Below are 26620 nucleotides of genomic sequence, written 5' to 3' on the forward strand. Positions count from 1 at the left end.
GTTATTGATAAAATGGTGACTAATTTGTGTCGAGAGAACATTTTTAAGGAAACTACCCATAAAAAAGTGAAATGCGTTTATAAAGAAAAAAGCCGCTTGACGTTGTTGAGTCAAACCGACTTTAAGTTAATCCTTTTTTTCAAAAAGATTCTTCTAATTTCCCCATCTCAGAAACATGGTCAGTGTACAGCATTGGGATCCTTGAGCGTTCGCGTGTATTTCGAGCTTGACTCCGCTTGGGGTATAGGTGGTGGTAATCGGTGTGTCCACTCCAATCGATTTCATCAGTCGGTCTACTTCTTGTTGATTCCCTTGCTGGGCGGCCCTCATTAATTTCTTGGCAAATGTGTGGTTAGAAAATTGATTAAGAATCGTGATTGCTTCTCTAGCAATTTTTTGAAATGCTTCAACGGAATGGATGAAAATCGTCTCATCGACCTCGGGATATTGGCGATAGCCATAATGTGGTTGGAGTGTTGGATGATAGTAGTAAGGGTATGGCTGTGGGTGTGAATATGAATATGGGTGATAGTGCATGGTGATACAACACCTTCCTTGTTGGAGATTAGAGGAACTCCAAGCCTGTGCTCCTCAAGCAATAAGTTTCTTTATTTAGTATGCAAGGAACAACCATAACCGTGCCTGGTCAGGAAAAAAATTGGGTGGTGCCAGGCACCATCCAATTTATTACCATCAAATTTATTACCATCTAGGATTACCCGCTATCTAGTGTTGGGCAATTCCAACACCTTCAGTTTTTCATATGCCCGGTTTCTGGTGAGATTTTGAGATTGCCAGTTGTCGCTTTTGAAGTACCCTCTTTCAATCTTTCGGTCCTTTAGCACCCTTTCCAGTTCCGGTACATCTGGGTTTTCTTCGTGTAGCTCGATTAACCCTAGAACTCCAGTGGAGGATAGGATGTTTAAATAATGAATGTCAATTTTTCCTGTTGCTTCATAGCGAGCAAGGTTGCGGTCGACGACGATTTTATCAAGATTGACGACATTGATTCCGACATAAAATATGAGTGAAGCGATGAAATAAAAGTGGAACAGAGATAGTCTCTCAAGCCAGACTTTTACGAGTGTGTAGGCAAGGATGACCATCAGGAAGATCATGAATGAGTGAACGAGAACTCGTGTGAACGTGAAGCCATACGCATCCTCATACATGGCCATTCTCATGAATGCCGATATCAATAGCACTCCGCTTGATAAAATCAGCACGCTCAAGCCCACGCGGATTGCCTTTTTCACAAAGCTCGTGACACTTTTCGTAAAGGTAATCACAGCGGTGGTGACAGTCAAATTGATTAAGGTAACAAACAGTAACTCGAAAAAGCCGCGGCGGGCATACTCCGCATATGTGTAGCCAGCTTCAAGTGTACCGCTGAAGAAGTATTTGAATTGGACAGCAACGAATAATACATACACAAAATCGAGAAGTAGGAGTACGGTTAAGGTGATAATTCCATCCAAACTAAAGGGCTGCGAAGTATTTTCCTTCTGAGCAATCTGGACTTTTTTATATAAAAGAACCTGCAAGAAGCCAAAGAATCCAAACGAATAAATCAATATGATGACAAAACGGAAGAGATTCTCTGGATTGAAGCTGAGTAAATCAGGCAAACGGCCTAAAATTCGTTCGAATTGAGCATCAGCTGAAATCAATAGATTCAGGATGACGGATAAAATCGGGATCGAGATACCAATCCCAATCAAGACTTTCTTCCAAATTAGATAATGGTCGGGCTTGCTGCTCTTTTTAACTAATCGTCCCATATGAGCGGCAAAAAGGGCATTGTAGCGCAAGCCACCTACAAGGCGTAAAAGTGTATATAAAAGGAAGCCTAATTTATTCCATTCCATCTTGTTCGGTGATGTGATCATGGCAAGATGAAAGATGACCAACCCTGGAATCACAAGGATGTTCAATGCGTAAAAAAGGCCGGTGTCATGGAGGTAGTAGCTTGCGGCCAATAGCCAAATGGAAATCAATACGAGATAACCAAACCGTTGATGCGAGAATGAAAATGCACGAAACCTCCAGAAAAAGAAGGCGTAAAAAACCGCTAGGAACACGAGATAAGAAAGTCCAATCTGACCCCTGAAAAATGCCTCCTCGGCAACAATTCCAACGACAAAACATAAAAGTAGAAAAATCCAATCTTTCTTTTCAAATTTAAATTCCATTTTTTTAACCCCCTGGGGACGGTTCTTCTGCTTCCAAAACTCGGAAGCAAAAGAACCGTCCCTTAGTTTTCTATGTATATAGATTTTCTAGGTATGTGAGTAAAAAAAAGCTTAAACGGAAGCCTTTTTCCCCCATTTGTAGCTGATTAGGCATACTGGGTATAAGAGTAATGTGAGTAGGATGCAAAGAACGATAAAGGTTTCTTTTAGCAATGGGCTGAACCATTCGTGGGGAATGATTCGGAAAACGGTTAACAGCATGAGTGTTAGATTAGGGATCAGGGCAAGGATGAACGTTCGGGTCATCAGTCTTTTCCCCTTATGTCCGAAGCCTCTGCCAATTTCATAGCCAAGCAATGCCCAAAACAGCATGTAAACGAGCGCAATAACGATTGGGAAAGAGGTCAGGTTCGCCCATAGGCGATTGAGCCAGTTCCAATCGAGCAGATTGTGGGCAAGTGTGAGGATGCCGCCTCCAACGAAGAATAGGATATTCAAAGCGATGAACAGCCATTTCATATTGCTAGGAGTGACGGAAAGCTCTTCTTTCCACATGGCGGCAATCTCTTCGGGTGACCCGAATCTTGAATGAACGTGTGCCTGCAATTCAGATTTATCGTCTATTTGATAGAGGTCGACTAGGAGTTCATCGAGATGAACACTATACTCTTTTAGAATTGATTCCTTTTCGGGATGATCTCCAAGACCTTTTGCCAAGTCTGCTAAAAAGTCACTCTTCAGTTGTTCCATGCTTTTTTCTCCCCATCAACTTGTTCATAACGGAAACAAAGTCGTTCCACTCACGGGTCTTTTCTAGTAGCATTTCTTTTCCAGCTTCAGTTATCCGGTAATACTTTCTTGCCGGTCCCTTCGGCTGTTCTTGCCAGTAACATTCAATGTATTCTTGTTTTTCAAGCTTATGAAGGGCTGGGTATAATGTGCCTTCCTTAACGGAAAACTCGTTAGCACTCCGCTTTTCAAGCTCTTTGACAAGCTCATAGCCATACATATCGCGTTCCTCGAGCAATTGAAGCAATAAAAGCGAAGTACTGCCTTTGACTAACTCACGATTAAACATCTTATCACCTACCTAGGTTTTTTAGGTATATAGAAATTCTACATCCATAGGAATGAAATGTAAAGGGGAAATGGGAAAAATTAGCTGGTAAATCAATAGGTGGAAAATCCCTGGAAGGTGCCTGGCACCTTCCAGGGATTTTCCATCTGCAGTTATTAGGGGGGATTATTAGTTGTTTGTTCTACATGGAATAGAACAAATGTGTTATAATAAATATAGAACAGAATGGAGGGGCTTCGGTGATTATTCAAATTGAACCTCAATCAGATATTCCAATTTACATGCAGCTGACGAACCAGATCTTGGAGGGCATTGCGAGGGGGGCTTTACGCCAAGGGGAATCGTTACCCTCAGTGCGGGCCTTTGCGGCAGATCTTGGGGTTAACATGCATACTGTCAATAAAAGTTATCATGAATTAGAAAAGCGGGGGATTATCCGGATTGTGCCTAAATCAGGTGCGGTGATTCAATCGCAAGAAGCGATAGAGAAAAATAATCCTCACTATCAGCGGATTCAGCAAGAAATGAAAACAGTGATTGCAGAAGCGCTTGTTTTGGGATTCAAAAGCGAGCAGATTGAGGAGCTTGTGGCATCGGTTACGAAAGAATTAAAAGGGAAACCAAGGCTCAAATAGGATTGTTAATTAGGCTCACAAACAAATTTAAATAACAAAAAACGTAACCCGGTCCCCCCGGTACGTGACGTGAACAAATTTTAAGAATGGAGGGATATATTATGACATTGACCATTTTTGCAATTATTATCTTGTTTTTGGCTGTAATGGAGGCGGCAATTCCCTATTTAGTTAAACGCACCGTGGTATTTGGCGTCTCGATTCCAGAAGAGTACACGAAAGCGTCTGAACTTCGTGAGTATAAAAAACGGTACGCACTCATCGTCTTTTCCGTTTCTATGGTTGTTTTCATTAGCTTTCTTTTATGGGGGATGCTAGCCAGCCCCGCAGAAGAGCAGCTTGTGCTGGTGTGTACAGCGATCCCAATTGCGATGATCCTTTTGAGTCTCGCCTGCTATGTATATTTTCATGCGAAAACCACTCAGCTAAAACGACAAAATCGGTGGGGAGAGAACCTTAAGCAAGTAAGAGTCACCGACTTGTCGGTCCGCTCCCAGGATGAAATGTTGCCTTGGTATATGTATCTTTTACCGATGGTCGTCACTCTCGGTGTAATTGGCTACACCGTCCTCCAATATCCGACCCTTCCGGAGCAAATCCCGACGCATTGGGGCCCGAATGGTCAACCAGATGCCTTTACTGCTAAAAGTCCAATATCGGTGATTTCGGCACCACTTATTCTCCTTGTCATGCAAGTGATGTTTCTCGGAATCAATGAAACAACCAAGCGCTCAGGGATAAAATTAAGTGCCACAAGAACGGAGGCCTCGCGGATACGTCAGTTAACTCTAAGGAAATATACGAGTTGGTTTATGTTTTTAATCAGCTTACTATTAACAATGCTCTTTTCGTTCCTACAATTATCAACCATCCATGAAGGTTTGTTTGGTGAGGGGACGATGTTGATTGCCCCATTTATCTTCCTTCTCGTGATCTTTGGCGGAGCGATTGTGTATGCCGTCAAAGTTGGGCGAGCTGGAGAAAAGATTGGAACCGAGTCTGTTGAGGGTATTGGCGATGTAGACGAGGACCAGTATTGGAAGGGTGGACTGTTTTATTTTAATAAAAATGATCCGTCGATCTTTGTTGAAAAACGCTTTGGAGTCGGTTGGACATTGAATCTCGCCAATCCAAAAGGTTACTTTATCGTTCTAGGCCCGCTTGCTTTCATCCTACTGTTCACTTATTTTGTTTGAGGATGGTCTAGCTAGGGTGAAAAAAATCAAGTTTAGGGAGATTGAAGAATGAACATAATCGAGCGGGCAGTGATTTCGGATGCCCCGGAACTATTATCTTTGCAGAAATTAGCGTTTATAAGTGTTGCGGAACTTGAGGGATATGAAATCTTGCCATTAACCCAAACGGTGGAAGATGTGGAAGAGGCATTTGATCAACATGTTATCTTAAAGTACGTCGTCGATGGGAAAATGCTTGGCTCAGTCCGAGCTCATCAGGAAGGGGACACTTGCCATATCAGCAGATTAATGGTCCACCCCAATTCCGAAAACATGGGTATCGGAAAAGCACTTATGCATGAAATTGAAGGGCTGTTCCCCGATACAAGAATGGAGTTGTTTACAGCAACCATCAATAAAAAAAACATCTCATTTTATCAAAAACTAGGTTACCGCGGATATAAAGAAGCGAAACTCCCGGGAGTCGAAACGTTATTTATATTTATGGAGAAATAAGCAATGGAGGGTGTAGATTCGATCTACACCCTTTTAGATATTACTTCGAGTCCTCAGTCGGACCTTAGTGATAAGAATATTCATTTCATCCTGCTTGTCAGCCAAAAATGCGCCCGAGTCAATTGCCCAAGTGACTAACACGGCCCCCATCAGAAATGAAACTTTTGTGCATTGGATGAATCCTCCACTTTTGTGTCATCTTAAAGGAAAAGGAGTGGTGGATTATGAGAGTTTTACTAGTGTTGGTGCTGCTATGTATCTCCAGTTTTCCAACGATAACTGATGCAAAAACCGAGCAACTGTCACATAAAGAGTTGGCAATCGTCATCGATGATTTCGGTAATGACATGAAGGGGACGGAGGACATGTTAGACCTTCCGATTCCGTTGACTATAGCGATTATGCCTTTTCTGTCGACAACGGAACGAGATGCCCAACTGGCTCATGAGAAGGGACATGAGGTGATTGTCCATTTGCCGATGGAACCGAAGAAAGGGAAGAAAAGTTGGTTAGGTCCTGGCGCAATTACAACCGATATGAGTGATCAAGAAGTAAGGAAACAGGTTGAAAAGGCGATTGAAAATGTCCCACATGCTGTTGGAATGAACCATCATATGGGCTCAAAGGTGACGGAAAATGAACGGGTGATGAGAATCGTCCTAGAGGTATGCAGGGAAAAAGGGGTTTTTTACCTGGATAGTAAAACAACGGGGAAGAGCGTCATTCCCAAATTGGCGAGAGAGTTATCTGTTCCGTACCTCGAAAACGATTTGTTTTTCGACCATATTTATTCGGCCAAGCATATTTATCATCAAGCCTCCAAGTTAGTGGATCGTTTAGAAGAACATAAGCAAATTATTGCGATTGGTCATGTCGGCGTTACAGGGGATAAGGTTGTGAATGCTCTCAAAGCTTATATTCCTGAATATGAAAAACAAGCGGAAATGGTCCCGCTGTCCGCGTTACTTCCTGATTTCGACCGAATGGATGAAAGACTGCCTTAAGGCCCTTTACCAACTTTCTGCGGTTTATTTTTAATAGAAAATTAGCGGCAAGTTGAGTCGGTTATCACTTCGGACGCAGGAGCAACTTCGTTTGAGGAGAGGACATCCTCCCCTTTTTATTATAAAAGGGGAAGGACGGCTCTTCTTATTATCAGAATAAATCGGCTACTTTTATTTTTAAAAGAAGGGGTTGACGGATTCAGTATTATTTTATATATTATGTGTGTAACCGGTTACAGACCGGTACTTCCGTTGAATGATAAAAGCTTACTAAACCACTAATATATTTTTTTGAACGATGTGTAACCGGTTACGCAAAAGTAATTCTCTGGTTAGGGTCTTTCAAACCGTATTTTTTTACAAAAGCTGTAACCGGTTACACACATCGAATACTATCGTGACGAGAAAGAGTGAGGAATATGGCAACGATTTCGGAGGTGGCGAAGCGGGCAGGAGTTTCTGTTGCGACTGTCTCGAGGGTCATAAATAATAAAGGGTATGTGCATGAGGATACTCGTAAGGCGGTAGTCCAAGCAATTGCCGATCTAGAGTATAAACCAAACAATGTCGCGCGGAGCCTGTTTAAGAAAACGTCCAAGATGATTGGCTTTGTGATTCCAGATATCACTAACCCATTCTTCCCTCAGCTTGTTCGAGCGATTGAAGATGTGATGTATCCAGCTGGTTATACGACGATTTTATATAACAGTGATGAGCGATTGGAGCATGAAGTTGAGTTTATCGAGGGGATGACCGCGAAATACACGGATGGCTTTATTGTCGTGTCGAACTCGCTTAAATGGGAACATTTACAGCAATTGAGTGTGCCGGTCGTTGCGCTTGACCGTCATATTGATGAACGGCTTTCCTCGGTGATTATTGATAACTATGATGGGGCGAAAAAGGCTCTTGAGTATATGATTAAAAGAGGGTGCAAGACGATTGCCCATCTCGCAGGACCATCGGATGTTTTTACGTCTAGCGAAAGAAAACGAGCGTATGAAGATGTGATGAGGGAGCATGGACGACCGATTCTTTTGAAGCAGGGTCATTATGAACTGCAAAAAGGAATGGTCACAACAATGCAGTTGCTTGAAGAGCATCCTGAGATTGATGCGGTGTTTGCAGCGAATGACGTCATGGCCATCGGTGCGTTAAAAGCCGCAGCTAGACTCGGTGTCGAAGTACCAAAGGATATTTCGTTTATGGGGTTTGATGGTGTGCAATGGGGAGAAACGGTGACCCCGGAGCTTACGACGATGCAGCAGCCTATTTATGAAATGGGGAAGAAAGCAGCAGAAATGCTATTAGCAAGAATTCAAGATTCTAGGATGCCTGTCGAGCATTATGTGATGGACACATCATTAAAGATTAGAAACTCCGTTCGCTAAAAAATAGAGACTCTTAGGTAAAAGAGGTGACGAGAATGATCACAGTTGTTGGCAGTTTAAATATGGATTTAGTAACAACGGTAGACCGTTTTCCTAAAAAAGGGGAAACGTTGCAAGGAAATTCCTTTGCGACCATCTTTGGTGGCAAAGGAGCAAACCAAGCAGTGGCGGCTGCTCGTTTTAAAAGAGAAGTGCATATGATCGGTCGGGTTGGAGACGATGCTTTTGGGCAAGAATACCGCCAGTACTTAACAGAAGAAGGCATTTTGATCGAAAATGTGAAACCGGTTACACATGAGGTGACTGGGACCGCACTCATCACGGTTGCTGAGCAAGATAACACCATTGTCATCGTGGCTGGTGCAAATGATCGTATGACAGCTGACGAGGTGGAAGCAACCCGAGAAGTGATTGAGCGTTCGAATGTGTTATTGGTGCAACTTGAAATTCCACTCCCTGGTGTTGAGCGAGCAATACAGATTGCGAAAGAAGCAGGGACAACCGTGATTTTGAACCCTGCTCCTTATCAGGAATTGCCGGATCATTGGTGGGAACTGATTGACTATGTAACCCCAAATGAACATGAGGCAGCTGAAATGAGGCAAAGCTCGATTTTTAAGCCGTCATACGAAGAAAAGCTGATTATTACAGAAGGCTCAAAAGGCGCTTCTTATTTTACTAAAGGTGAAAGAAAGCTCGTTTCGGCTCCGAAAGTGGAGGTTAAGGATACAACCGGGGCTGGGGACACGTTCAATGGCGTGTTGGCCGCTGGTTTGGATGAAGGGCTATCGCTTGAAACCGCAGTTGCCCACGCGGTTGCGGCGGCTAGTCTCTCGGTAACCGCTTTTGGTGCTCAAACAGGAATGCCGACGAATGAGCAGCTACAGAGTTTTCTTGAAGGGGGGAAATCCTCATGATGAAAAATGGTCCATTAAATAGTGAGATTGCAAAGGTGCTTGCTGATCTTGGCCATACCGATACGGTTGTCATTGCGGATTGCGGGCTTCCGATTCCACCGGGTGTTCGGAAAATTGATCTAGCTGTTACGATTGGCAAACCGGAATTTCTAGAGATTCTAGAGCTTTTGGAAACTCATATGGAAATTGAACGAGTCACCGTTGCAACGGAAATGGAGACTGCAAACGGTGCTTTGTTGGAACGAATTCGTCAAACTCACTCATCGATTACGACGGTCAGCCATGAAGAATTTAAGGCACAGACCCAGTCGGCGAAAGTGATTATTCGGACAGGGGAAGCAACGCCTTATGCAAATATTATTTTGCATGCGGGGGTGATCTTTTGAGTCAGACACCAATTGTCACGATGACGGATATCCATAAAGCGTTTAATAAGGTAGAGGTGTTGAAGGGTGTCACCTTTGATCTTGTACCGGGTGAAATTCACGCGTTAATGGGTGAAAATGGCGCCGGGAAATCTACGATGATGAAGATCTTGACGGGAATTTATGAAAAGGACCGTGGCGAGATTACCTATAAAGGCAAGACTGTTCAATTTAAAAATCCGAAAGAAGCTGAGAAGCAAGGGATTAGCGTTATTCACCAGGAGCTTAATATCCTTCCGAACTTGACGGTTGCGGAGAACTTCTTTTTAGGAAAAGAGAAGACATACGGGAAATCCGGTGTAATGAAATTAAAAGAAATGAACCAGGAAGCTGAAAAATGGTTGATGGATCTTGGGATTAAGTTAGATCCGAAAAAGTCAGCTGCATCTTGTTCGGTTGGACAGCAACAAATGATTGAGATTGCTCGCGCGGTTTCAACGAATAGCGACGTGCTAATTATGGATGAACCAACAGCGGCTCTGACGACTAAGGAAATTGATGTCCTTTTTAAAGTAATGAATGGACTGCGTGAGCGCGGTGTGGCGATTGTCTACATTTCCCACCGAATGGATGAAATCTTTAAAATGTGTGATCGAATTACCGTTTTACGAGATGGCGCTTCGATTGGAACGAGAGTGATTAAGGAAACGAATTTTGCTGAGGTTGTAAAAATGATGGTTGGACGTGAACTCGGCGAACAATTTCCGAAAAGAGCTGTTGAACCGGGGAAAGAGCGGTTTGTGGTAAAAGGAATCACAACGAAAACGGGCGTTAAGGCAGCAGACCTGCAAGTACGCGAAGGGGAAATCCTTGGTGTTGCAGGGTTGATGGGGGCCGGCCGAACCGAATTTATGCGAGCAATCTTTGGTGCCGATAAGCGGACAGCTGGGGAAGTCCTTTTAGACGGGCAATCCATCAAAGGGCAGCATCCGAAAAATGCCATCGCTGCTGGGATTGCGTTTGTAACCGAGGACCGAAAAGGTGAAGGTCTGATTCTTGGTCAGTCTGTTCGTGAGAATCTAGCGACCGCACAGTTAGGGAGACTTTCTAAATTAGGAATCCTCAATCGTGTGAAGGAGCGGGAATCCGCACAGGATTTGATTGAGCGCCTTCGGATTAAAACATCCAGTATGGACCAACCAGCGAAGTCTTTGAGTGGTGGAAACCAGCAAAAGATTGTCATTGGAAAATGGCTGGCAACGGAGCCGAAAGTTCTTATCCTCGATGAACCTACTAGAGGTGTAGACGTCGGAGCGAAAAAAGAAATCTATCAAATTATGAATATGCTGACAGAAAAGGGCGTGTCTATCATTATGGTGTCCTCTGAGTTACCGGAAATTCTCGGTATGTCGGACCGGATTCTCGTTATGCATGAAGGGAAAGTGAGCGCGATGCTTGACCGGAAAGATGCGACACAGGAAACCATCATGACAGCTGCCACAGGAGGCGAGTGACCTTGAAAAATAAAGAATGGCTACAAAAATTAGGTCCTTTGTTTGGACTGCTACTAATTGTAATCGTTTTATCGATTGTAAGTCCGAGTTTCTTGGATATGGGAAACATCTTAAATATTTTACGACAAGTATCGATTAATGCCTTAATTGCCTTTGGAATGACGTTTGTTATTTTAACAGGTGGAATTGACTTGTCCGTTGGTTCGATGCTTGCTTTAGGGGCGGCCTTGACTGCCGGGGCAATGACATCAGGAATTGATCCAATCCTAGCAATTTTAATCGGCTTACTTGCTGGTGCAGCAATGGGAGCCTTCAATGGTTTGATTATTACGAAAGGCCGTGTCGCTCCATTTATCGCAACATTGGCGACGATGACGATTTTCCGCGGGTTGACACTCGTTTATACGGATGGGCGTCCAATCACAGGCTTATCTGATTCCTTCGCGTTTCAAATGATTGGTAAGGGCTATATCTTGGGAATTCCGTTTCCGGTTGTGACGATGTTCTTAGCTTTCGCGGTCTTATGGTTTATTTTAAAAAGAACGACCTTCGGACGCGGTGTTTACTCGATTGGTGGGAATGAAGAAGCTTCCCATCTAGCAGGTCTTAAGGTTGATCGAATTAAAGTTGGGGTTTACACCCTTACTGGGATGCTAAGTGTTCTTGCGGGGATCATTCTTACCTCGCGCTTGAATTCAGCTCAGCCTACGGCAGGAACCGCTTATGAGCTTGATGCGATTGCCGCTGTCGTTCTTGGCGGAACAAGTTTAACTGGCGGTCGTGGGTGGATTGTTGGAACCATCATCGGCGCGCTGATTATCGGTGTCTTGAACAATGGATTGAATTTGATGAATGTATCATCGTTCTACCAGCAAGTGGTCAAAGGCGGAGTGATTCTGCTCGCAGTTCTACTCGATCGGAAGAAGTCTGCATGACATATATATTCCTAAATTTAAGGGGGATTTTAAAATGAAAAAGATTTGGACATTAGCAATTCTTTTGATTATGGCAATGTTTTTAGGAGCATGTTCACTTGATGCACCAGGAAGTGATAAGGAAGCCAACAACAGTGGTGGAGACGGCGAAGCATCTGAAGAAAAGAAAATTGGCTTCTCAATTTCTACTTTAAACAATCCGTTTTTCGTTACTCTTGCTGAAGGTGCTGAAGCTCGTGCGGCTGAACTAGGGATGGAGATTACGGTTGTTGACGCTCAAGACGACCCGGCAAAGCAAGCAAGTGACATTGAAGATTTGATTCAACAAGGTGTAAGTGTAATTTTAGTTAACCCAACGGATTCTGCTGCTGTTGCAACAGCGATTGAGTCTGCGAACAATGCAAACATTCCAGTCATCACGGTTGACCGTAGTGCAGATAGTGGCGAAGTTGTTGCTCACATCGCTTCTGACAATGTTGAAGGTGGAAGAATGGCAGGAAACTTTATTATTGAGCAATTAGGTGATGCAGGTAGTGTTGTTGAGCTAGAAGGGATTTCCGGATCATCAGCAGCTCGTGAACGTGGTCAAGGATTCAACGAAGTGATTGATGGTAGCTCTATTGAAATCGTAGCAAACCAAACAGCTAATTTTGATCGTGCAGAAGGCTTAAATGTTATGGAAAACATCATTCAAAGTGGTGCAGAATTTAACGCGGTCTTTGCTCATAATGACGAAATGGCACTAGGTGCGAAAGAAGCGCTAGCAGCAGCTGGAATGAACGATATCCTAGTTGTTGGCTTCGATGCTACAGATGACGCGGTTGCAGCGGTTGAAAGTGGCGAAATGGCAGCAACAGTTGCACAAAAGCCAGACGAAATCGGCGTTAGTGCCGTAGACACAGCACAAGCAGTACTAAACGGCGACAGCGTAGAAGCATTCGTTCCGGTTCAATTAGAATTAGTAACTAAATAAGGTTGTAGGATGTAAAAAAAATGGGTGGTGCCTGGCACCATCCATTTTTTGTCTGTTTAAAGGTTAATTGTTGTTTTTAAAAGCGGTTTACAATCATAATACATTTAGTGAATGGATAAATATTACAGATGAAATCCCATATCGATAGAAATTGTAGGTGATGATTTAGATGGATAACCAGCCGTTGATTTCGATTGTGATTACAACGTACAACCGGCTTCCTCTTTTAGCTGAATTGGTTGAATCACTGAGTAGACAAACCTTCCGGGACTTTGAAGTAATTATAGTGAATGACTGCGGGGAGAATGTGGATGTGGTAAAAACGTTATACCCAGAATTAGATATAAACATCATCGAGATGGAGAGAAACTCAAAACATGTGTATGCAAGAAATAAAGGGGTTCAACACGCAAAAGGTGAGTGGATCATGCTAATGGACGATGATGATTTGCTTGTTCCTACTCATATTCAAAGGATGGTTCAGGAGAGCGATGAGGTTGATTTGCTCTATTCTGACGTTGAAATTGTTCAGTTTAAGATAAAAGATCATGTTCGCGTCGCTGAAAGTCGGGTTTTATTTGCTTATGAGTTGGACTTAGAGGCAATGAAGAAGTTTTCAACCTTTGTCCCCTCAGGGTGTCTTTACCGGAGAGTTCTTCATGATGCGATCGGTTTTTTTGACCCGTATGTACATAATTATTGGGATTGGGATTTTTTCTTGAGAGTATCTGCTCAGTACCGAGTGAAGCGGGTGGCTGCTGCAGGGGTCCTTTATGACTTTTCCGAGTTCAACGATAATCAGTCTAAAATGCTGAAATCGAGGGAGTTTTATCTGAAACGACTATGTGAAAAACATGACTTAGGGGAACTTCCCTCGAAAAACTTCTTTCTCTTATTAGAGGAAGCAGAGGTCCGGAAGAGGAAAGCGGAGAGTGAAATTTTGTGGGACGGGAAGAGCTTTAACTCTAGATTGATGGATGGGTAACTAGGGTGGGGTGGAAATAAAATGGAAGGTGCCTGGCACCTTCCAATGTTTAGGTTATTCCTGCTGTTGGCTTGGGCTATTCTCGCTTTTTACTTGTTCAATATCGGTATTGCTGTATTTCGCCGTACCATGTCCACCGGTTGTTCGTGCTAAATATTCTTTAACCTCATTGTATGACATGCCGGAATTGGCGTTTTGCTGTTTGACTGATTCAATATCTGTTCCAGCTATTGTCTGTTTTTTCATTTCTATCACCTCGTATTCTAAGGTGTGCTCAATTCCATAAATTTATCCAGATACATTAGGAAATGGCAGGCTTCAAAAAGGGCTTATTAGTCATTTTTTTAGCTTTATCTCTTATATGTTTTATGGCTAACGTTTTCTGCTTTCGAGTTAGTGGGTATAGTTTGAATGAAATATACGAGATGTTCCTGAATGTTGAAGAGAATGGTGCCGAGTCGCAACTTTGTAAGATTTTCTACCTCTACTTATTGTTTAAGGGATGTGCGATCTTTTTTGGTAATATTACATATTGCGACATTTACATAGTCGTATTATGTCCCAGGAAATAGGAAATTGTCGACATCATGACAAGTTGATAATATTCCCTATTTAAATTGGAGTAAAAGCTAGTTAATGTAAATGGTTTGATTGAAATTATATAATACTAGTAACAAAGAAAAAGGAGGAACGAGCGTGGATACTTCGACTTTTTACTTAGAGGGGAACGACGGGAAGCAAATCTATTCTAGCAAATGGGTTGCCGAAGAGGAACCTAAGGCCATCGTACAGATTGCTCATGGGATGGCAGAGCATATTGGTCGCTATGATGAGTTTGCACAGTTTCTAGTCCAACAAGGGATTTATGTGTACGGAAATGACCATCGCGGTCATGGTCACACGGAAACACTTAATGAAGACCGAGGCTATTATGCGGATGAAAATGGGTTTGAAACCGTGGTAGAGGATATGAAACTATTAACAGATGTTATCAAGCAGGATTACCCCGAAGTACCGCTCTACATGCTCGGTCACAGCATGGGTTCTTTTCTCGCTAGACGATACATTCAGCATTATGGTGACCAGCTCGATGGGATCATCTTTTCAGGAACAGGTGGTCATCCGGGGATGTTGGGGAAAATTGGTCATTTTCTAGCAAGTCGTGAGGCACGTAAAACAGGGAGAAAGATTCCTAGCGATAAGCTGAACAAATTAACATTTGGTAGCTATAACAAGGCGTTTAATCCAAGACGAACGGAATTCGATTGGTTGAGTCGGGATGAAAGCCAAGTTGACCGTTATATTGAAGATCCACTGTGTGGCGGGGTTTTCACTGCTGGCTTTTTTGAGGATTTTTTAAATGCATTGCTTGTACTATACGATGGAGACGAGCACATTCCTAAAAATCTACCGGTTTACTTTATCTCTGGAGACAAAGACCCAGTTGGAAAGAATACGAAAGGTGTTCTCGAAAACTTACGCCAACTTGAGTCCGTCGGATTAAAGGATGTTTCCTATAAATTTTATCCAGGTGCCAGGCATGAAATTCTCAATGAAACGAACAAGCAGGAGGTCTATGAAGATATTCATCAATGGATTGATCAGCGTTTATAAAAGAACTCTATTCCAAACCTTGGAAGGTGCCAGGCACCTTCCAGGGTTTGGAAGTTAACACGACTGAGGGTTTGGAAGTTGCAATGAGGGGTAGTTTAGTAATAATGATGATTAGAAAGGATGTTGATGTTTTGCGTTTAGCTGGGAAGAAGGTTATTAGTCTTGTTCACCATGATTTTGAGGATTTGGAGCTTTGGTATCCAATTCTAAGGCTTCGCGAGGAGGGTGCAATTGTTGACCTTGCTGGTGAGGAAGCGAATGTGAAATATATTGGCAAGTATGGCGTTCCAGCTGAATCTGACTATGCTTATGGGGACATTAAAGCCGAGGAGTATGATGCTATTCTTGTACCTGGAGGCTGGGCACCTGATAAAATCCGCCGTTTTCCTGAGGTGCTTTCATTGGTTCAACAAATGGATCAGGCTAAAAAACCTATTGGCCAAATTTGTCATGCAGGTTGGGTATTGGCGTCAGCAAAAATCCTTCAAGGGAAAAAGGTCACGAGCACTCCGGGCATCAAGGATGATATGGAGAATGCAGGAGCGATTTGGTCGGACGAGCCTGTTGTCACAGATGGACATCTCATCTCAAGTCGTCGTCCACCAGATTTACCGGACTACTTAAGAGAATTCATTAAGGTTCTTGAGTAAAAAAGTATACAGGTGCATAACTAATGACACATATTAGGAAGGGAGAAGCAGGTAAACGAGCGCTTCTCCCTTCTTCTTCTTTTTATCCCTCCCACACCCCACATTGGACACAGTTTTATCAGAAAATTCCCATCAACTTGTGGTAAGATAGGATTTATCATTTTAATTCAAATGATTAATGGTTGAAAAGTCGCTAGAGGCAGTTTCAATGCCTGATGGGACTAATGGATAAAAAAAGAGGCGAAGGAAAATGAATAGCTTAATGCAAAAACATCAGCCCATCCCTACATCAGAGCCTTGGCGGATGTTGTTCTTCTTGCTGATGGCGCAACTATTGATTGCTTTCGTCGGTAGGAGTATCGGTCCACTCGGGGTACTGATTGGAGAGGACCTATCATTAACGAACTCGCAAATTGGAATGCTACCTGCTGCGCTCTTTTTAGGGCAGTCAGTCGCTGCTGTTCCGGCAGGAATGTTGACTGACCGTGTGGGTTCGCGGAAACTGCTCGTTGTCGCAGCCTTATGCCTGGGTCTTGGTTTTTTCGTAATGACCTTCCTGGGTCAGTTTTGGGCCGTCCTCTTGTTTGTGATGTTAGGTGGAATCGGGTATGGGGCGATGCATCCGATTACTAACAAAGGAATTATTTATTGGTTTTCGGTAAAAAAACGGGGAACGGCAATGGGGATTAAGCAAACAGGGGTGACAGCAGGCTCGGCACTCGCTGGCTTGATTCTGCTTCCCCTTGGAGCCGAGTATGGCTGGCGGCCTGTCCTTTTAGGGGCGTGTATTTTGTTAATGGTCGGTGGATTTCTCGCCTATTTGTTCTACCGGGATCCCCCCGACCAAACGACAGCCACTGGAGAGCATGGTCTAGGTGCTTTCTATAAATCCATGTTTAAAATGATGAAAAATAAGGCTTTGATGTTGGTCAGTTTAAGTGCAATCGGATTAAGTGGCGCACAAATGTGTTTGAACACCTACATTGTTTTATATGCTCATCAGAAGCTTGGAATCTCTATCTTTCTATCAGGAATTCTCCTCGTGATTTCCGAAGTGAGTGGATCGTTGGGCCGAATTGCGTGGGGAATGATTAGTGATTTCTTGTTTAACAGTAACCGAGTCATTATTTTAATCATCATCACGATCTTAACGGCCGTTTCGAGCACGACGGTAGCGTTTGCCTCGTCCGCTTCTTTTTGGATGATGGTGCCAATCGTAGTCGTATTCGGGTTTTCCGTTTCAGGCTTTAATGGGATTTGGATGAACCTCGCGACTGAAATTGTTCCGCGCGAGCAATCGGGGATATCGAGCGGGGTGAGTCTTACCTTTGGTTCGTTAGGTGTCGTTTTAGTCCCTCCTCTTTTTGGTTTGTTGGTTGACCAAACGGGAAGCTTTGCCTCGGGGTGGTTGTTAATTACAGCGTTAATGGTCCTCGTTTTTACCATGCTTGCCTATCTTTCTTTTAAAAAAGAAGCATAAATTTAGAAGTTTGTGAATGTTTACTTGTGAAGAACAGCCTTTAAACCTTGATCTACCAAGGCCAATTCAATCAAACGTTTGATTAATTAGCAAAGTAAGCTCATATATAAAAATGGAGACTCCCGTAAAAGTTTTGTGGTGGTCTCCTTTTTTTCTAGAAAGCTCATAAAATATAAAAGTGTGTGTTTCACTATGTAGAGGCGATTAGGTACAATATGGTTCCCAGTCCTGTTAAAATAAGTATCAAGAAGCTGTTGCGCGCTCGCCAATAAGTGTTATCCGTGAGGTGCAAGAGAGCGGTTAAACAAAGCATTAAACCAAACGAAGATAACAAACCACTCCAACCATATAAAAATTTTAGCTAAACATGAATTTAAGATAACCACCGATTCCGAGGGAGGGAAGTATAGGATGGAAACATTCATTTTATCCATCGATCAGGGGACTACAAGCACAAGAGCGATTCTTTTTAATCACCAAGGGAAGATTATGTATAGCGCGCAGAATGAGTTTACGCAGTATTTTCCAAAGCCAGGCTGGGTGGAGCATAATGCGAACGAAATTTGGGGCTCTACCCTAGCAGTGATTGCTGGAGTTTTATCGGAATCGAACCTTAAGCCTGAGCAGATTGCCGGAATTGGCATCACAAACCAGCGCGAAACGACGGTTGTCTGGGATAAAGAAACAGGTAATCCCGTATACAATGCGATTGTTTGGCAGTCGAGGCAAACAAGTGACATCTGTGAGGAACTAAAATCAAAGGGCTTAGACGATACCTTTCGTAAAAAAACAGGCCTGTTGATTGACGCCTATTTCTCGGGCACAAAGGTGAAGTGGATTCTCGACAATGTTGAGGGGGCAAAACAAAGAGCTGAAGAGGGAAACCTGTTATTCGGAACGATTGATACTTGGCTGATTTGGAAGCTCTCCGGAGGTCAAGCTCACGTAACCGACTATAGCAATGCTTCGAGGACGCTAATGTACAACATCCATGAATTAAAATGGGATGAGGAGTTGTTGGAAATCCTCGGTGTTCCCGCATCGATGCTTCCTGAAGTCAGACCATCCTCCGAGGTTTACGCCCATACGATTGCCACCCACTTTTTCGGTAAAGAAGTGCCGATTGCAGGAGCTGCCGGTGATCAGCAAGCTGCTCTATTCGGTCAGGCATGTTTTGAGGCGGGGATGGCGAAAAACACCTATGGAACGGGTTGTTTTATGTTAATGAATACTGGTGAAAAAGCGGTGGTTTCTGAACATGGGCTCTTGACCACGCTTGCTTGGGGATTAAATGGAAAAGTGGAGTATGCCCTTGAAGGCAGTATTTTCGTCGCTGGTTCTGCGGTCCAGTGGCTTCGGGACGGGTTACGAATGTTTAAAGATGCTAAAGACAGTGAAAAGTATGCTGAAAGGGTAGAATCAACGGATGGGGTTTACGTGGTCCCGGCATTTGTTGGGCTCGGGACACCCTACTGGGATAGCGATGTAAGAGGTGCTGTCTTTGGACTGACTCGGGGAACGAGCAAGGAGCATTTTATCCGGGCAACGCTTGAGTCGCTCGCCTATCAAACGAAGGATGTCCTATCTGCAATGGAGGCGGATTCAGCTATTGAATTGAAAACACTCCGGGTCGATGGCGGTGCTGTGAAAAATAATTTTTTAATGGAGTTCCAAAGTGACGTGCTAAATGTTCCTGTCGAACGGCCAGTCATTAATGAAACAACTGCACTGGGTGCCGCCTATTTGGCAGGTCTTGCGGTGAGATTCTGGAAAAGTCAGGACGAAATCGCCGGACAATGGGCAGTGGACCAAACATTTAAACCAACCATGCAGGAAGAACAGCGCGAGAAGCTTTATGGTGGTTGGAAGAAGGCAGTGTCCGCAGCCCAATCGTTCAAATAATAATGGCTTTTAAAACTCTTATTGATTGGGGCCAGTTTTGTTTGATAAATAAGCGGAGAAACTCCGGCTATTTTGGAAAAAGCACTAAAAACAACTTAAATAGACGGAGAAATTCCGACTATTTACTCAACAAACGTGAAAATGGGTAATTTTTCTTTACTTAAGCGGAAAAACTCCGCTTATTTTTTGTAAGATAAACTATATATCAATTTGCAGATGAAGTTGTAGAGGGACAACAGCCCTTGTACACCGACAATTTTAGGTGCAATTTCCTATACTAATTTTTTAGGGATTTCATTAATATAAAAAATGAGTGTCAATTTTGACACTCATTTTAACTTACATTTTTATTGTTTTTAATAGGAAACGGAACCGGTTAGCTATTCGTGGTCTTTTTTTATCCAGGGCTCTTTTCTCGTGCTTTGTTGCTTTCGGGACCTAATTAGGAATCTAGTCTATGTTTATCGTTTGCTTTTAGGATAATCAGCAAACCAAGCGTTAAAATCGGCTTTGCGATTCAAACACCAACCTATACCCAAAACGGCCCTATCTAAGGGGGAATTCAAATGTTTACCAATAAAAAACGGGAAGAGATAGTCTCCACTTTACGTGAGGTCTCCTATGATCTCCTTGTAATTGGCGGGGGCATTACCGGGGCAGGGATTGCGCTAGATGCCTCGACTCGTGGGATGAACACGGCCCTCCTCGAGATGCAGGACTTTGCCGCAGGAACCTCGAGCCGGTCGACGAAACTCGTTCATGGCGGCTTGCGCTATTTAAAGCAATTCGATTTTAAAGTGGTTGCTGAAGTGGGCAAAGAGCGAGCAATCGTTTATGAAAATGGCCCACATGTTACGACACCAGAATGGATGCTTCTTCCCTTGCATAAAGACGGAACATTCGGTAGCTTGATGACATCGGTCGGGCTTCGTGTCTATGATTTTCTCGCTGGCGTGAAAAAGAGTGAGCGCCGATTCATGCTGAATAAGGAAGAGACACTTGAAAAGGAACCGCTAATCAAACATCGAGGCTTAAAGGGCGGGGGATATTATGTAGAATATCGAACCGACGATGCGCGTCTAACAATCGAAGTCCTGAAAGCCGCTGTCGACCATGGCACGAAGGCATTAAATTATGCCAAGGTAGAAGAACTTTTATATGAAGATAAAAAACTAGTTGGTGTTCAGGTTGTTGACCAACTCACGGGTGAAACGTTTAACGTACGGGCGAAAAAAATCATCAATGCAACGGGACCGTGGGTGGATTCGATCCGTGAGATGGACGGTTCGAAGCAAGGCAAGGGGTTGATTTTATCGAAAGGTGTCCATATTGTCTTGGATCAATCTGTGTTTCCATTAAAGCAAGCAGTTTACTTCGACACACCTGATAAGCGCATGGTCTTTGCGATCCCGCGAAACGGGAAAGCCTATATTGGCACCACCGATACCTTTTATAAAAAAGACCCTATTGCCCCTGATGTAACGCGTGAAGATGTCGACTACTTACTCCAGGCGGTCCATTTTATGTTCCCAACTGTAAAGGTGACAGCAAGTGATGTTGAATCAAGCTGGGCCGGAGTGCGTCCGCTTATTCTTGAAGAAGGGAAGAGTCCGTCCGAGATTTCACGTAAGGATGAAATTTGGAAGTCGGAGTCTGGTTTAATCACCATCGCGGGTGGAAAATTAACGGGATATCGAAAAATGGCCGAAACGATTGTCGACCAACTCGCGGAAGAATTCAAAGTGGAGTTGAATCGTCCATTTGGACCGTGCAAAACAAAGAACTTACCAATTTCCGGCGGGAATGTTGGCGGAGCAGCGAATTTCGAACAGTATGTTCAAACCGCAGTAGAAGAGATGGTGGCGGATGGATTAACAAAAGAAGAAGCCATCCAGCTTGCTTGCTTTTATGGGTCGAATACTCCAATTGTCTTCGAACTGTTTCAGCAACATAAAAATGAACTGGAAACGTACAATCTCCCTAAAAGCATCTTTGCCCAACTTATTTACGGCCTTGAACACGAAATGATTGCTACCCCAGTAGACTTTTGGTTCCGTAGAACAGGGGATTTATTATTTGATATCGAGACGGTTAAAAAGTGGAAGAATCCAGTATTACTTTATATGGCTGATCAGTTTGGTTGGAAGCAATCAGAGGTAGAAAAGTTTTCAGTTGAGCTTGAAGCTTTGATTCCAAAGTCGGAAGAATAGATATACTAAAAATTAGAAAAACAGCAAGGGTGCCCTCTCAATAGGGCACCCTTGCTTGTTTTATTAGAGAATGTTTCTTAAGCCTGAACCTTCTTCAGCTCCAACTCACGAAGTTCTCTCCGAAGCAGTTTTCCAACGGCTGACTTTGGAAGCTCGGCAAGGATTTCGACTGCCTTTGGTGCCTTATATGGTGCGAGGTTATCTTTTCCGAACTGAAGAATTTCTTCCTCGGTAACGACAGCCCCCTCTTTTAGCTTCACAAAAGCTTTAACAGTCTCACCACGATATTCATCTGGAAGACCAATGACGATAGCTTCTTCAACGCCTTCAAGTTGGTAAAGAACTTCCTCTACTTCACGTGGGTAGACATTGTAGCCACTGGCAATAATCATATCTTTGCTGCGATCAAGGATGTAGAAATAGCCATCTTCATCCATCTTTGCGATATCGCCAGTATGCAACCAGCCATCTTTAAGAGCTTCTTCTGTATCTTTTGGGCGGTTCCAATAGCCTTTCATCACCTGCGGACCTTTAACAATCAATTCACCCGCTTCACCAACTGGAACATCAACATATTCGCCATCCTCTGTCTCGCGAACGATGCGAACGATGGTGCTTTGAACTGGAATTCCAATACTGCCTTCTTTGGCAGGCACGAATGGCGGGTTAAAAATAACCGTTGGTGCCGCTTCAGAGAGTCCGTATCCATCCATTATGGAAGCGCCGGTAATTTTTTTGAATGCTTTCGCTTGTTCAACAGGTAGTGGAGCCCCACCGCTTCCAACAAAGTATAGTTGGTCAAAGCCGGCTTCTTTTAATAATTCTGGTTGGCTGTTCAAGCCGAAATACATCGTAGGAACAGCGGCAAAAATGAATGGCTTTTCGCGTTTAACTGTCTCGATGACCTCAGCGACATCAAACCTTGGCAAGACGATTTGGTTCGCACCTTCTCTTAGTCCGCAAAGGGCGACACTAGAGAGTCCATACACATGGAACATTGGAAGGACGGTGATCATCTTGAAAGATTCTGGTACATCTTCGCAAGCGTTATAAATAGCATCGCAAACCTGATTAAAATTGGAAAGGAGGTTACTATGTGTCAGCATGACGCCTTTAGGTACGCCTGTTGTTCCACCAGTGTATTGCAGGACAGCGACATCTTCAAATGGGTTAATCGGTGCTTCTTCCACAGTGACTGGGGTTTGAAGAGCTTCTTCAAAGTATTTATCACCCTCTGCGAGCGCAATCTTTTCACCGAAACCAATGGCAACCACATGTTTTAAATATGTATCCGCTTGGACCTTTTTAACTTTTGGATAGAATGCATCAAGGGCAAACATATATCTCGCACCGGAATCTTCTAAAACAAAAGCAATTTCTCTTTCTACATACATTGGGTTGACTTGAACCGCAATTCCTCCTAAACGGAAAATCGCAAATAAAGCAAAGATATAATGTGGCGAGTTCGGAAGCATAATTGCAACGCGATCGCCCTTTTTAAATCCTTTACTATGTAAATGAGCCGACAGGCGGTCAACAATTGCTTTTGTTTCATTGTAGCTAAAGACTTTACCGTAAAAGGTAAATGCAGGCTTATCACCAAACCGTTTGACTGCATCTTCTAAAAAATCATAAAGTGACGCGTACTTTACACTCACATGCTCGTCAATTTTTGAATCATACCACTTTAACCAAGGCTTTTGCTGATAGACCATTTTAATAACCTCCCAGAAATTAAATGTTGTAGTGAATGCTCTCTGTGTTATGTATTCATGGATGTTGATTCCCTCTTAAATTATTGTAAGAATTCAGAACTTTGTAAACGCCTTACTCTCGACATAATCCCACAAATGACATGCACCGATTTTTACGATTCCCTAGTTTTCGCGCTTTTTCCTAGTCGTCAACGTGTGAAAATGCTCGAATTTTGTCAGAATATTTCATTTTGTTCACGGAATGTTAATGAATTTGTGAGGTATTTATGAACGAGACCGATTCTCTATAATGATTGTCGAATAATGAGTAATTTCGGAATCGTGGCAGTCTGGTTGATTGGTGTAGTAAATAATGCGTGATGTTTAATTTCCAGATCAGAAAGAGGGTGTAATGGCAAGACTCATATAGCCTAAATTCATCTAGGATGAATTTAGGCTATATAGAAGATTCGCACTTGTATAGGTCCATTAGAGCCAGCATTGTAAAAACATCATTTTATAAGGTGATTATGCTTGAAAATAGGCCACATTATTTCGCCAAAATGATTCCTACCGCTCTAGTACGAACGGGGGCGATTAGCTATTATACCCAAGAGGGAATCTAGTAAAGCATTCATTCACCCCGCTTTTAAAGGGCAAGATGGCTGACAGAATTCCAACCATTTTCCTAATTATATGAGTCTTATGTTGAGATTCACTCTATGCAGGAATTTGAGTATTTAAAAGGAGATTAGAAGGGGTTTCTACGATGATTTACGCTAACTATTTAGGGAAGAAAAGAAATAAATTTCAGTGTAATTATTATACTAAAATACTTGTTTCGAAATATTTAAATAATTTAGAAATTATGTTTGACAAGTAAATTATCATCCAATATATTAAAGGAGTACATAAATTTGGAAATCAACTGGAGCTCTTTTCCAGTATATTTAAGATAAAAAGAGGGTGGGTGCCGAACAAATTAATCATTATTTCACAGTTGTTATTTTAAGATACTAACCGGTTAGTTATTTGTGTTCGCGCCCGTCATTACGGGGGTTTAAACGCACTATCAATGGGTTCGTCATCTTCAGCTTAGACTTCAGATGTAAGGGCAAATACGATTTTGCACAGTCCAATACTATTTTAATAACATGTAATTCTATAAAAAGAGAGATTTTCATACTAGGATCAGGGGGAGTAGAAAATGTTAGCGAAACAACTCAAACATGATTTTGTAAATAGTAAAAATATTATTGCTGAAGTGGAAAAACCAGGGAAATCGGAAATGTGGTCATATGGTTTAGGTAGTTTTGGGATCTTCTCAGTTTGGACGTTACTAGGTGCCTTTTTGACTTTTTACTATACAGATGTTGCTGGCTTAGCGGCTACATCGGTCGGTACACTCATGCTAGTTGCGCGATTATTTGATGGAATTACCGACTTCGGAATGGGTTCTCTTGTAGATATGACGAAATCTAAGCATGGAAAGGCCCGCCCGTGGCTTTTATGGATGTCCTTCCCTTTAGGGGCAACGACGATTCTATTATTCTCTGTTCCGAATATTAGTGATTCTGGGAAAATTATCTATGCTTATGCGACGTATTTAATTTTCATTTTGCTCTACACGGCTGTATCGATTCCGTATAAAACGCTACTAGGTGTGATGACACAGGATCAGAATAGTCGTTCTCAAGCAAACGTTTATGCAGGTATCTTTATTATGACTGGTACGCTAGTGGTTATGACATTGACGCAGCCCTTAGCAGCTGCTATCGGCTGGACGATGCTCGCTGTTTTATATGGCTTAATTACGGTTGTTGCCCTTTATGTAACCTTCCGCAAGGTAAAAGAAAGAAGCTCTTCTTACGCGAATGGTCAAATTGAAAAGGTTAGCGCCAAGCAAGGATTTATTGCTCTAACGAAAAATAAGTACTGGTTGATTATCACCGTTTATTGTATCGCTTTTTATGCAACAACGGCGCTTACACAAGGAGCCGCGCTCTATTATTCTCAGTGGGTATTGGGGAATCTTGCCTACTTCCCGCTTTATGGACTTGCTGTATCTCTCCCGATGCTCCTCGGAATGTTCTTCTTAACTCCATTAGTTAAGAGGTTCGGTAAACGAAATTTGGCAATTTTTGGTTCATTGCTTTACATCGTTGCTCAGTTGGTTAAAATGACGGATCCGACCAGTTTAACTGTTTTCTTAACGGGTTCAGCTCTAGCTGGAATCGGTGCAATTCCTGCAATTGCCTTGTTGTTTGCGATGATCAATGACACCGTCGAATATGGGGAATATAAAAGTGGCGTTCGTACGGAAGGATTAGTGAACAGTGGAGCAAGCTTTGGAATCAAGGTAGGAACTGGTTTAGGTCTTGCGTTAATTGGTTGGTTATTGGGCTTTGGTGGTTATGTAGGTGGAGCGGCAGAACAATCCGCGCTTTCCATCCAAATGATCTTAGCACTGAATCTTTATATCCCATTAGGTCTAGCCGTGCTACAGTTGATTTTAATGTTCCTATTTAAATTGGATAAGGAATATCCAGTGGTTTTAGCTGAGTTGCAAAAGCGGAAAGTGATGAAAATGTAATCGATTTTTGTTAGAGGAGAAGTGTTTTGTGCACTTCTCTTTTTTGCATGGGAAGAGCCTTTTTTTTCAATAAATAATACCTACTTTATTTCCCCATTACTTCCCAGTATTCGAAAATTTTCTTGCGACACTTTCTGGAAGATTGCTCAACAGTATGGTGTAACTGTGCAATCGATTGTTGATGTAAATAAATTAGACCCAGCCAAGCACTTAATCATTGGGCAGAAATTGATTGTTCCAGCGAAATAATATGTTTTGATGAGACTTAGCCTACTGGCTAGGTCTTTTTTATGGGGATTTCACGAGATTTTCACATCTATCAGATGCATTAAATCTACTATGCATTGATTTTATAGAGTTATGGATTGATTTTCAGAAGATATGCATCGATTCTCACAAGTTATGGATTGATTATCGGAACTTATTGAAAAAATGGTGACAAATTTGTGAAAAGGAGCGGAAGACAACTTTTAGGTGAAGGGCAAGTGGAACCCATTCTTGGCCATATGGCCCATTTTAACAATCGATTGATTAAACCGCTTTGAAGCTAGGATAGCTCATCCTTTTTATGGTACTTTTAAAAATGTGATTGACGTTTTAACTAATGTTCATTATGATAAATAAAGAATTTAATACCCGTGTTCGGACGGGAGAGGTTCATAGCGGAAACCCTCTATAAAAAACTATGGATTTATGACTTTTTAAAAGCCATGTCCATACCCGGATGTGGCTTTTTTGCATCCTTATTTTTGCTATGGACCTCCCTGTGACGCATCGGGTTAGATGATACAGGGAGG

General features: G+C 42.7%; 23 protein-coding genes and 1 riboswitch. Of the genes, 17 read left to right on the forward strand and 6 right to left on the reverse strand.

The window, feature by feature from the left end; all coding sequences use genetic code 11:
• Positions 1-153: 153 nt before the first annotated feature.
• From BMX30_RS16325 to BMX30_RS16340, 4 genes are all read right to left on the reverse strand, one after another.
• Entirely contained in the window at positions 154-537 is a 384-nt protein-coding gene (locus BMX30_RS16325; protein ID WP_090748102.1) for a YuzC family spore coat inner layer protein, read from the reverse strand.
• A gap of 185 nt (positions 538-722) precedes the next feature.
• Positions 723-2192: a DUF4153 domain-containing protein gene (locus BMX30_RS16330; RefSeq protein WP_090748105.1), complete on the reverse strand. Its 1470-nt coding sequence runs from the start codon at positions 2190-2192 to the stop codon at positions 723-725.
• 111 nt (positions 2193-2303) lie between these two features.
• Positions 2304-2942 carry an HAAS signaling domain-containing protein gene (locus BMX30_RS16335; RefSeq protein WP_090748108.1) on the reverse strand — a complete coding sequence of 213 codons (639 nt, stop codon included), beginning with the start codon at positions 2940-2942 and terminating at the stop codon, positions 2304-2306.
• Positions 2923-3270: a PadR family transcriptional regulator gene (locus BMX30_RS16340; RefSeq protein WP_090748111.1), complete on the reverse strand. Its 348-nt coding sequence runs from the start codon at positions 3268-3270 to the stop codon at positions 2923-2925. The genes BMX30_RS16335 and BMX30_RS16340 overlap by 20 nt, the downstream gene beginning before the upstream one ends.
• Positions 3271-3509: 239 nt before the next feature.
• Between BMX30_RS16340 and BMX30_RS16345 the strand changes: the two genes are divergently transcribed.
• The 11 genes from BMX30_RS16345 to BMX30_RS16395 all read left to right on the forward strand — a co-directional run bounded on the left by BMX30_RS16345 (position 3510) and on the right by BMX30_RS16395 (position 13680).
• Complete coding sequence (locus BMX30_RS16345; protein WP_090748115.1) at positions 3510-3905, forward strand: GntR family transcriptional regulator; 396 nt, start codon at positions 3510-3512, stop codon at positions 3903-3905.
• Between the two features lie 101 nt (positions 3906-4006).
• Positions 4007-5101 carry a DUF1648 domain-containing protein gene (locus tag BMX30_RS16350; RefSeq protein ID WP_090748117.1) on the forward strand — a complete coding sequence of 365 codons (1095 nt, stop codon included), beginning with the start codon at positions 4007-4009 and terminating at the stop codon, positions 5099-5101.
• 48 nt (positions 5102-5149) lie between these two features.
• A complete protein-coding gene (locus BMX30_RS16355) occupies positions 5150-5596 on the forward strand; it encodes a GNAT family N-acetyltransferase (protein ID WP_090748120.1) in 447 nt (148 codons plus the stop codon).
• A gap of 224 nt (positions 5597-5820) precedes the next feature.
• Entirely contained in the window at positions 5821-6600 is a 780-nt protein-coding gene (locus BMX30_RS16360; RefSeq protein WP_090748123.1) for a divergent polysaccharide deacetylase family protein, read from the forward strand.
• A gap of 419 nt (positions 6601-7019) precedes the next feature.
• Positions 7020-7991, forward strand: a complete 972-nt coding sequence (locus BMX30_RS16365) for a LacI family DNA-binding transcriptional regulator (protein WP_090748126.1) — start codon at positions 7020-7022, stop codon at positions 7989-7991.
• A gap of 35 nt (positions 7992-8026) precedes the next feature.
• Positions 8027-8908, forward strand: a complete 882-nt coding sequence (gene rbsK / locus BMX30_RS16370; protein WP_090748129.1) for a ribokinase — start codon at positions 8027-8029, stop codon at positions 8906-8908.
• The gene (rbsD, locus tag BMX30_RS16375; RefSeq protein ID WP_090748132.1) at positions 8905-9294 is read left to right on the forward strand and encodes a D-ribose pyranase; all 390 of its coding nucleotides are present in this window, start codon (positions 8905-8907) and stop codon (positions 9292-9294) included. Before rbsK ends, rbsD begins: the two co-directional genes overlap by 4 nt.
• Before the next feature lie 20 nt (positions 9295-9314).
• Positions 9315-10787, forward strand: a complete 1473-nt coding sequence (locus BMX30_RS16380; protein WP_090748284.1) for a sugar ABC transporter ATP-binding protein — start codon at positions 9315-9317, stop codon at positions 10785-10787.
• A gap of 2 nt (positions 10788-10789) precedes the next feature.
• Positions 10790-11722, forward strand: a complete 933-nt coding sequence (locus tag BMX30_RS16385; protein WP_280139982.1) for an ABC transporter permease subunit — start codon at positions 10790-10792, stop codon at positions 11720-11722.
• Between the two features lie 34 nt (positions 11723-11756).
• Positions 11757-12695 (forward strand): ribose ABC transporter substrate-binding protein RbsB, encoded by a 939-nt coding sequence (rbsB, locus tag BMX30_RS16390; protein WP_090748139.1) that lies wholly within the window; start codon positions 11757-11759, stop codon positions 12693-12695.
• A 169-nt stretch (positions 12696-12864) separates the two neighbouring features.
• On the forward strand, positions 12865-13680 hold the full coding sequence (locus BMX30_RS16395) for a glycosyltransferase family 2 protein (RefSeq protein WP_090748142.1): 816 nt from the start codon (positions 12865-12867) through the stop codon (positions 13678-13680).
• A 54-nt stretch (positions 13681-13734) separates the two neighbouring features.
• Here BMX30_RS16395 and BMX30_RS16400 read toward each other — a convergent pair whose 3' ends face one another.
• Positions 13735-13926, reverse strand: coding sequence for a gamma-type small acid-soluble spore protein (locus tag BMX30_RS16400; protein ID WP_090748145.1), 192 nt, complete (start codon positions 13924-13926; stop codon positions 13735-13737).
• Between the two features lie 450 nt (positions 13927-14376).
• Between BMX30_RS16400 and BMX30_RS16405 the strand changes: the two genes are divergently transcribed.
• The 5 genes from BMX30_RS16405 to BMX30_RS16425 all read left to right on the forward strand — a co-directional run bounded on the left by BMX30_RS16405 (position 14377) and on the right by BMX30_RS16425 (position 21536).
• On the forward strand, positions 14377-15294 hold the full coding sequence (locus BMX30_RS16405) for an alpha/beta hydrolase (protein ID WP_090748148.1): 918 nt from the start codon (positions 14377-14379) through the stop codon (positions 15292-15294).
• 131 nt (positions 15295-15425) lie between these two features.
• Entirely contained in the window at positions 15426-15944 is a 519-nt protein-coding gene (locus BMX30_RS16410) for a type 1 glutamine amidotransferase domain-containing protein (RefSeq protein ID WP_090748287.1), read from the forward strand.
• Positions 15945-16194: 250 nt separating this feature from the next.
• Positions 16195-17424 (forward strand): MFS transporter, encoded by a 1230-nt coding sequence (locus tag BMX30_RS16415; protein ID WP_090748151.1) that lies wholly within the window; start codon positions 16195-16197, stop codon positions 17422-17424.
• Positions 17425-17835: 411 nt separating this feature from the next.
• A complete protein-coding gene (glpK, locus tag BMX30_RS16420) occupies positions 17836-19326 on the forward strand; it encodes a glycerol kinase GlpK (RefSeq protein WP_090748154.1) in 1491 nt (496 codons plus the stop codon).
• 566 nt (positions 19327-19892) lie between these two features.
• Positions 19893-21536, forward strand: coding sequence for a glycerol-3-phosphate dehydrogenase/oxidase (locus tag BMX30_RS16425; protein ID WP_090748157.1), 1644 nt, complete (start codon positions 19893-19895; stop codon positions 21534-21536).
• A gap of 77 nt (positions 21537-21613) precedes the next feature.
• Here the strand turns inward: BMX30_RS16425 and BMX30_RS16430 are convergent, their stop codons facing one another.
• On the reverse strand, positions 21614-23251 hold the full coding sequence (locus BMX30_RS16430) for a long-chain-fatty-acid--CoA ligase (RefSeq protein WP_090748160.1): 1638 nt from the start codon (positions 23249-23251) through the stop codon (positions 21614-21616).
• A gap of 1186 nt (positions 23252-24437) precedes the next feature.
• Here BMX30_RS16430 and BMX30_RS16435 point away from each other — a divergent pair.
• Positions 24438-25823, forward strand: coding sequence for an MFS transporter (locus BMX30_RS16435; protein WP_090748163.1), 1386 nt, complete (start codon positions 24438-24440; stop codon positions 25821-25823).
• 646 nt (positions 25824-26469) lie between these two features.
• A riboswitch (PreQ1 riboswitch) is annotated at positions 26470-26516 on the forward strand.
• The last annotated feature ends 104 nt before the right edge of the window (positions 26517-26620 follow it).

This window comes from Mesobacillus persicus, assembly GCF_900109925.1.
Lineage (GTDB): Bacteria > Bacillota > Bacilli > Bacillales > Cytobacillaceae > Mesobacillus_B > Mesobacillus_B persicus.

Bases quoted from the DNA above. Each gene is read 5' to 3' on its own strand.
- BMX30_RS16325 (WP_090748102.1), bottom strand. From the start codon at position 537: ATGCACTATCACCCATATTCATATTCACACCCACAGCCATACCCTTAC.
- BMX30_RS16330 (WP_090748105.1), bottom strand. From the start codon at position 2,192: ATGGAATTTAAATTTGAAAAGAAAGATTGGATTTTTCTACTTTTATGT.
- BMX30_RS16335 (WP_090748108.1), bottom strand. From the start codon at position 2,942: ATGGAACAACTGAAGAGTGACTTTTTAGCAGACTTGGCAAAAGGTCTT.
- BMX30_RS16340 (WP_090748111.1), bottom strand. From the start codon at position 3,270: ATGTTTAATCGTGAGTTAGTCAAAGGCAGTACTTCGCTTTTATTGCTT.
- BMX30_RS16350 (WP_090748117.1), top strand. From the start codon at position 4,007: ATGACATTGACCATTTTTGCAATTATTATCTTGTTTTTGGCTGTAATG.
- BMX30_RS16355 (WP_090748120.1), top strand. From the start codon at position 5,150: ATGAACATAATCGAGCGGGCAGTGATTTCGGATGCCCCGGAACTATTA.
- BMX30_RS16360 (WP_090748123.1), top strand. From the start codon at position 5,821: ATGAGAGTTTTACTAGTGTTGGTGCTGCTATGTATCTCCAGTTTTCCA.
- BMX30_RS16365 (WP_090748126.1), top strand. From the start codon at position 7,020: ATGGCAACGATTTCGGAGGTGGCGAAGCGGGCAGGAGTTTCTGTTGCG.
- rbsK (WP_090748129.1), top strand. From the start codon at position 8,027: ATGATCACAGTTGTTGGCAGTTTAAATATGGATTTAGTAACAACGGTA.
- rbsD (WP_090748132.1), top strand. From the start codon at position 8,905: ATGATGAAAAATGGTCCATTAAATAGTGAGATTGCAAAGGTGCTTGCT.
- BMX30_RS16380 (WP_090748284.1), top strand. From the start codon at position 9,315: ATGACGGATATCCATAAAGCGTTTAATAAGGTAGAGGTGTTGAAGGGT.
- rbsB (WP_090748139.1), top strand. From the start codon at position 11,757: ATGAAAAAGATTTGGACATTAGCAATTCTTTTGATTATGGCAATGTTT.
- BMX30_RS16395 (WP_090748142.1), top strand. From the start codon at position 12,865: ATGGATAACCAGCCGTTGATTTCGATTGTGATTACAACGTACAACCGG.
- BMX30_RS16400 (WP_090748145.1), bottom strand. From the start codon at position 13,926: ATGAAAAAACAGACAATAGCTGGAACAGATATTGAATCAGTCAAACAG.
- BMX30_RS16415 (WP_090748151.1), top strand. From the start codon at position 16,195: ATGAATAGCTTAATGCAAAAACATCAGCCCATCCCTACATCAGAGCCT.
- glpK (WP_090748154.1), top strand. From the start codon at position 17,836: ATGGAAACATTCATTTTATCCATCGATCAGGGGACTACAAGCACAAGA.
- BMX30_RS16425 (WP_090748157.1), top strand. From the start codon at position 19,893: ATGTTTACCAATAAAAAACGGGAAGAGATAGTCTCCACTTTACGTGAG.
- BMX30_RS16430 (WP_090748160.1), bottom strand. From the start codon at position 23,251: ATGGTCTATCAGCAAAAGCCTTGGTTAAAGTGGTATGATTCAAAAATT.
- BMX30_RS16435 (WP_090748163.1), top strand. From the start codon at position 24,438: ATGTTAGCGAAACAACTCAAACATGATTTTGTAAATAGTAAAAATATT.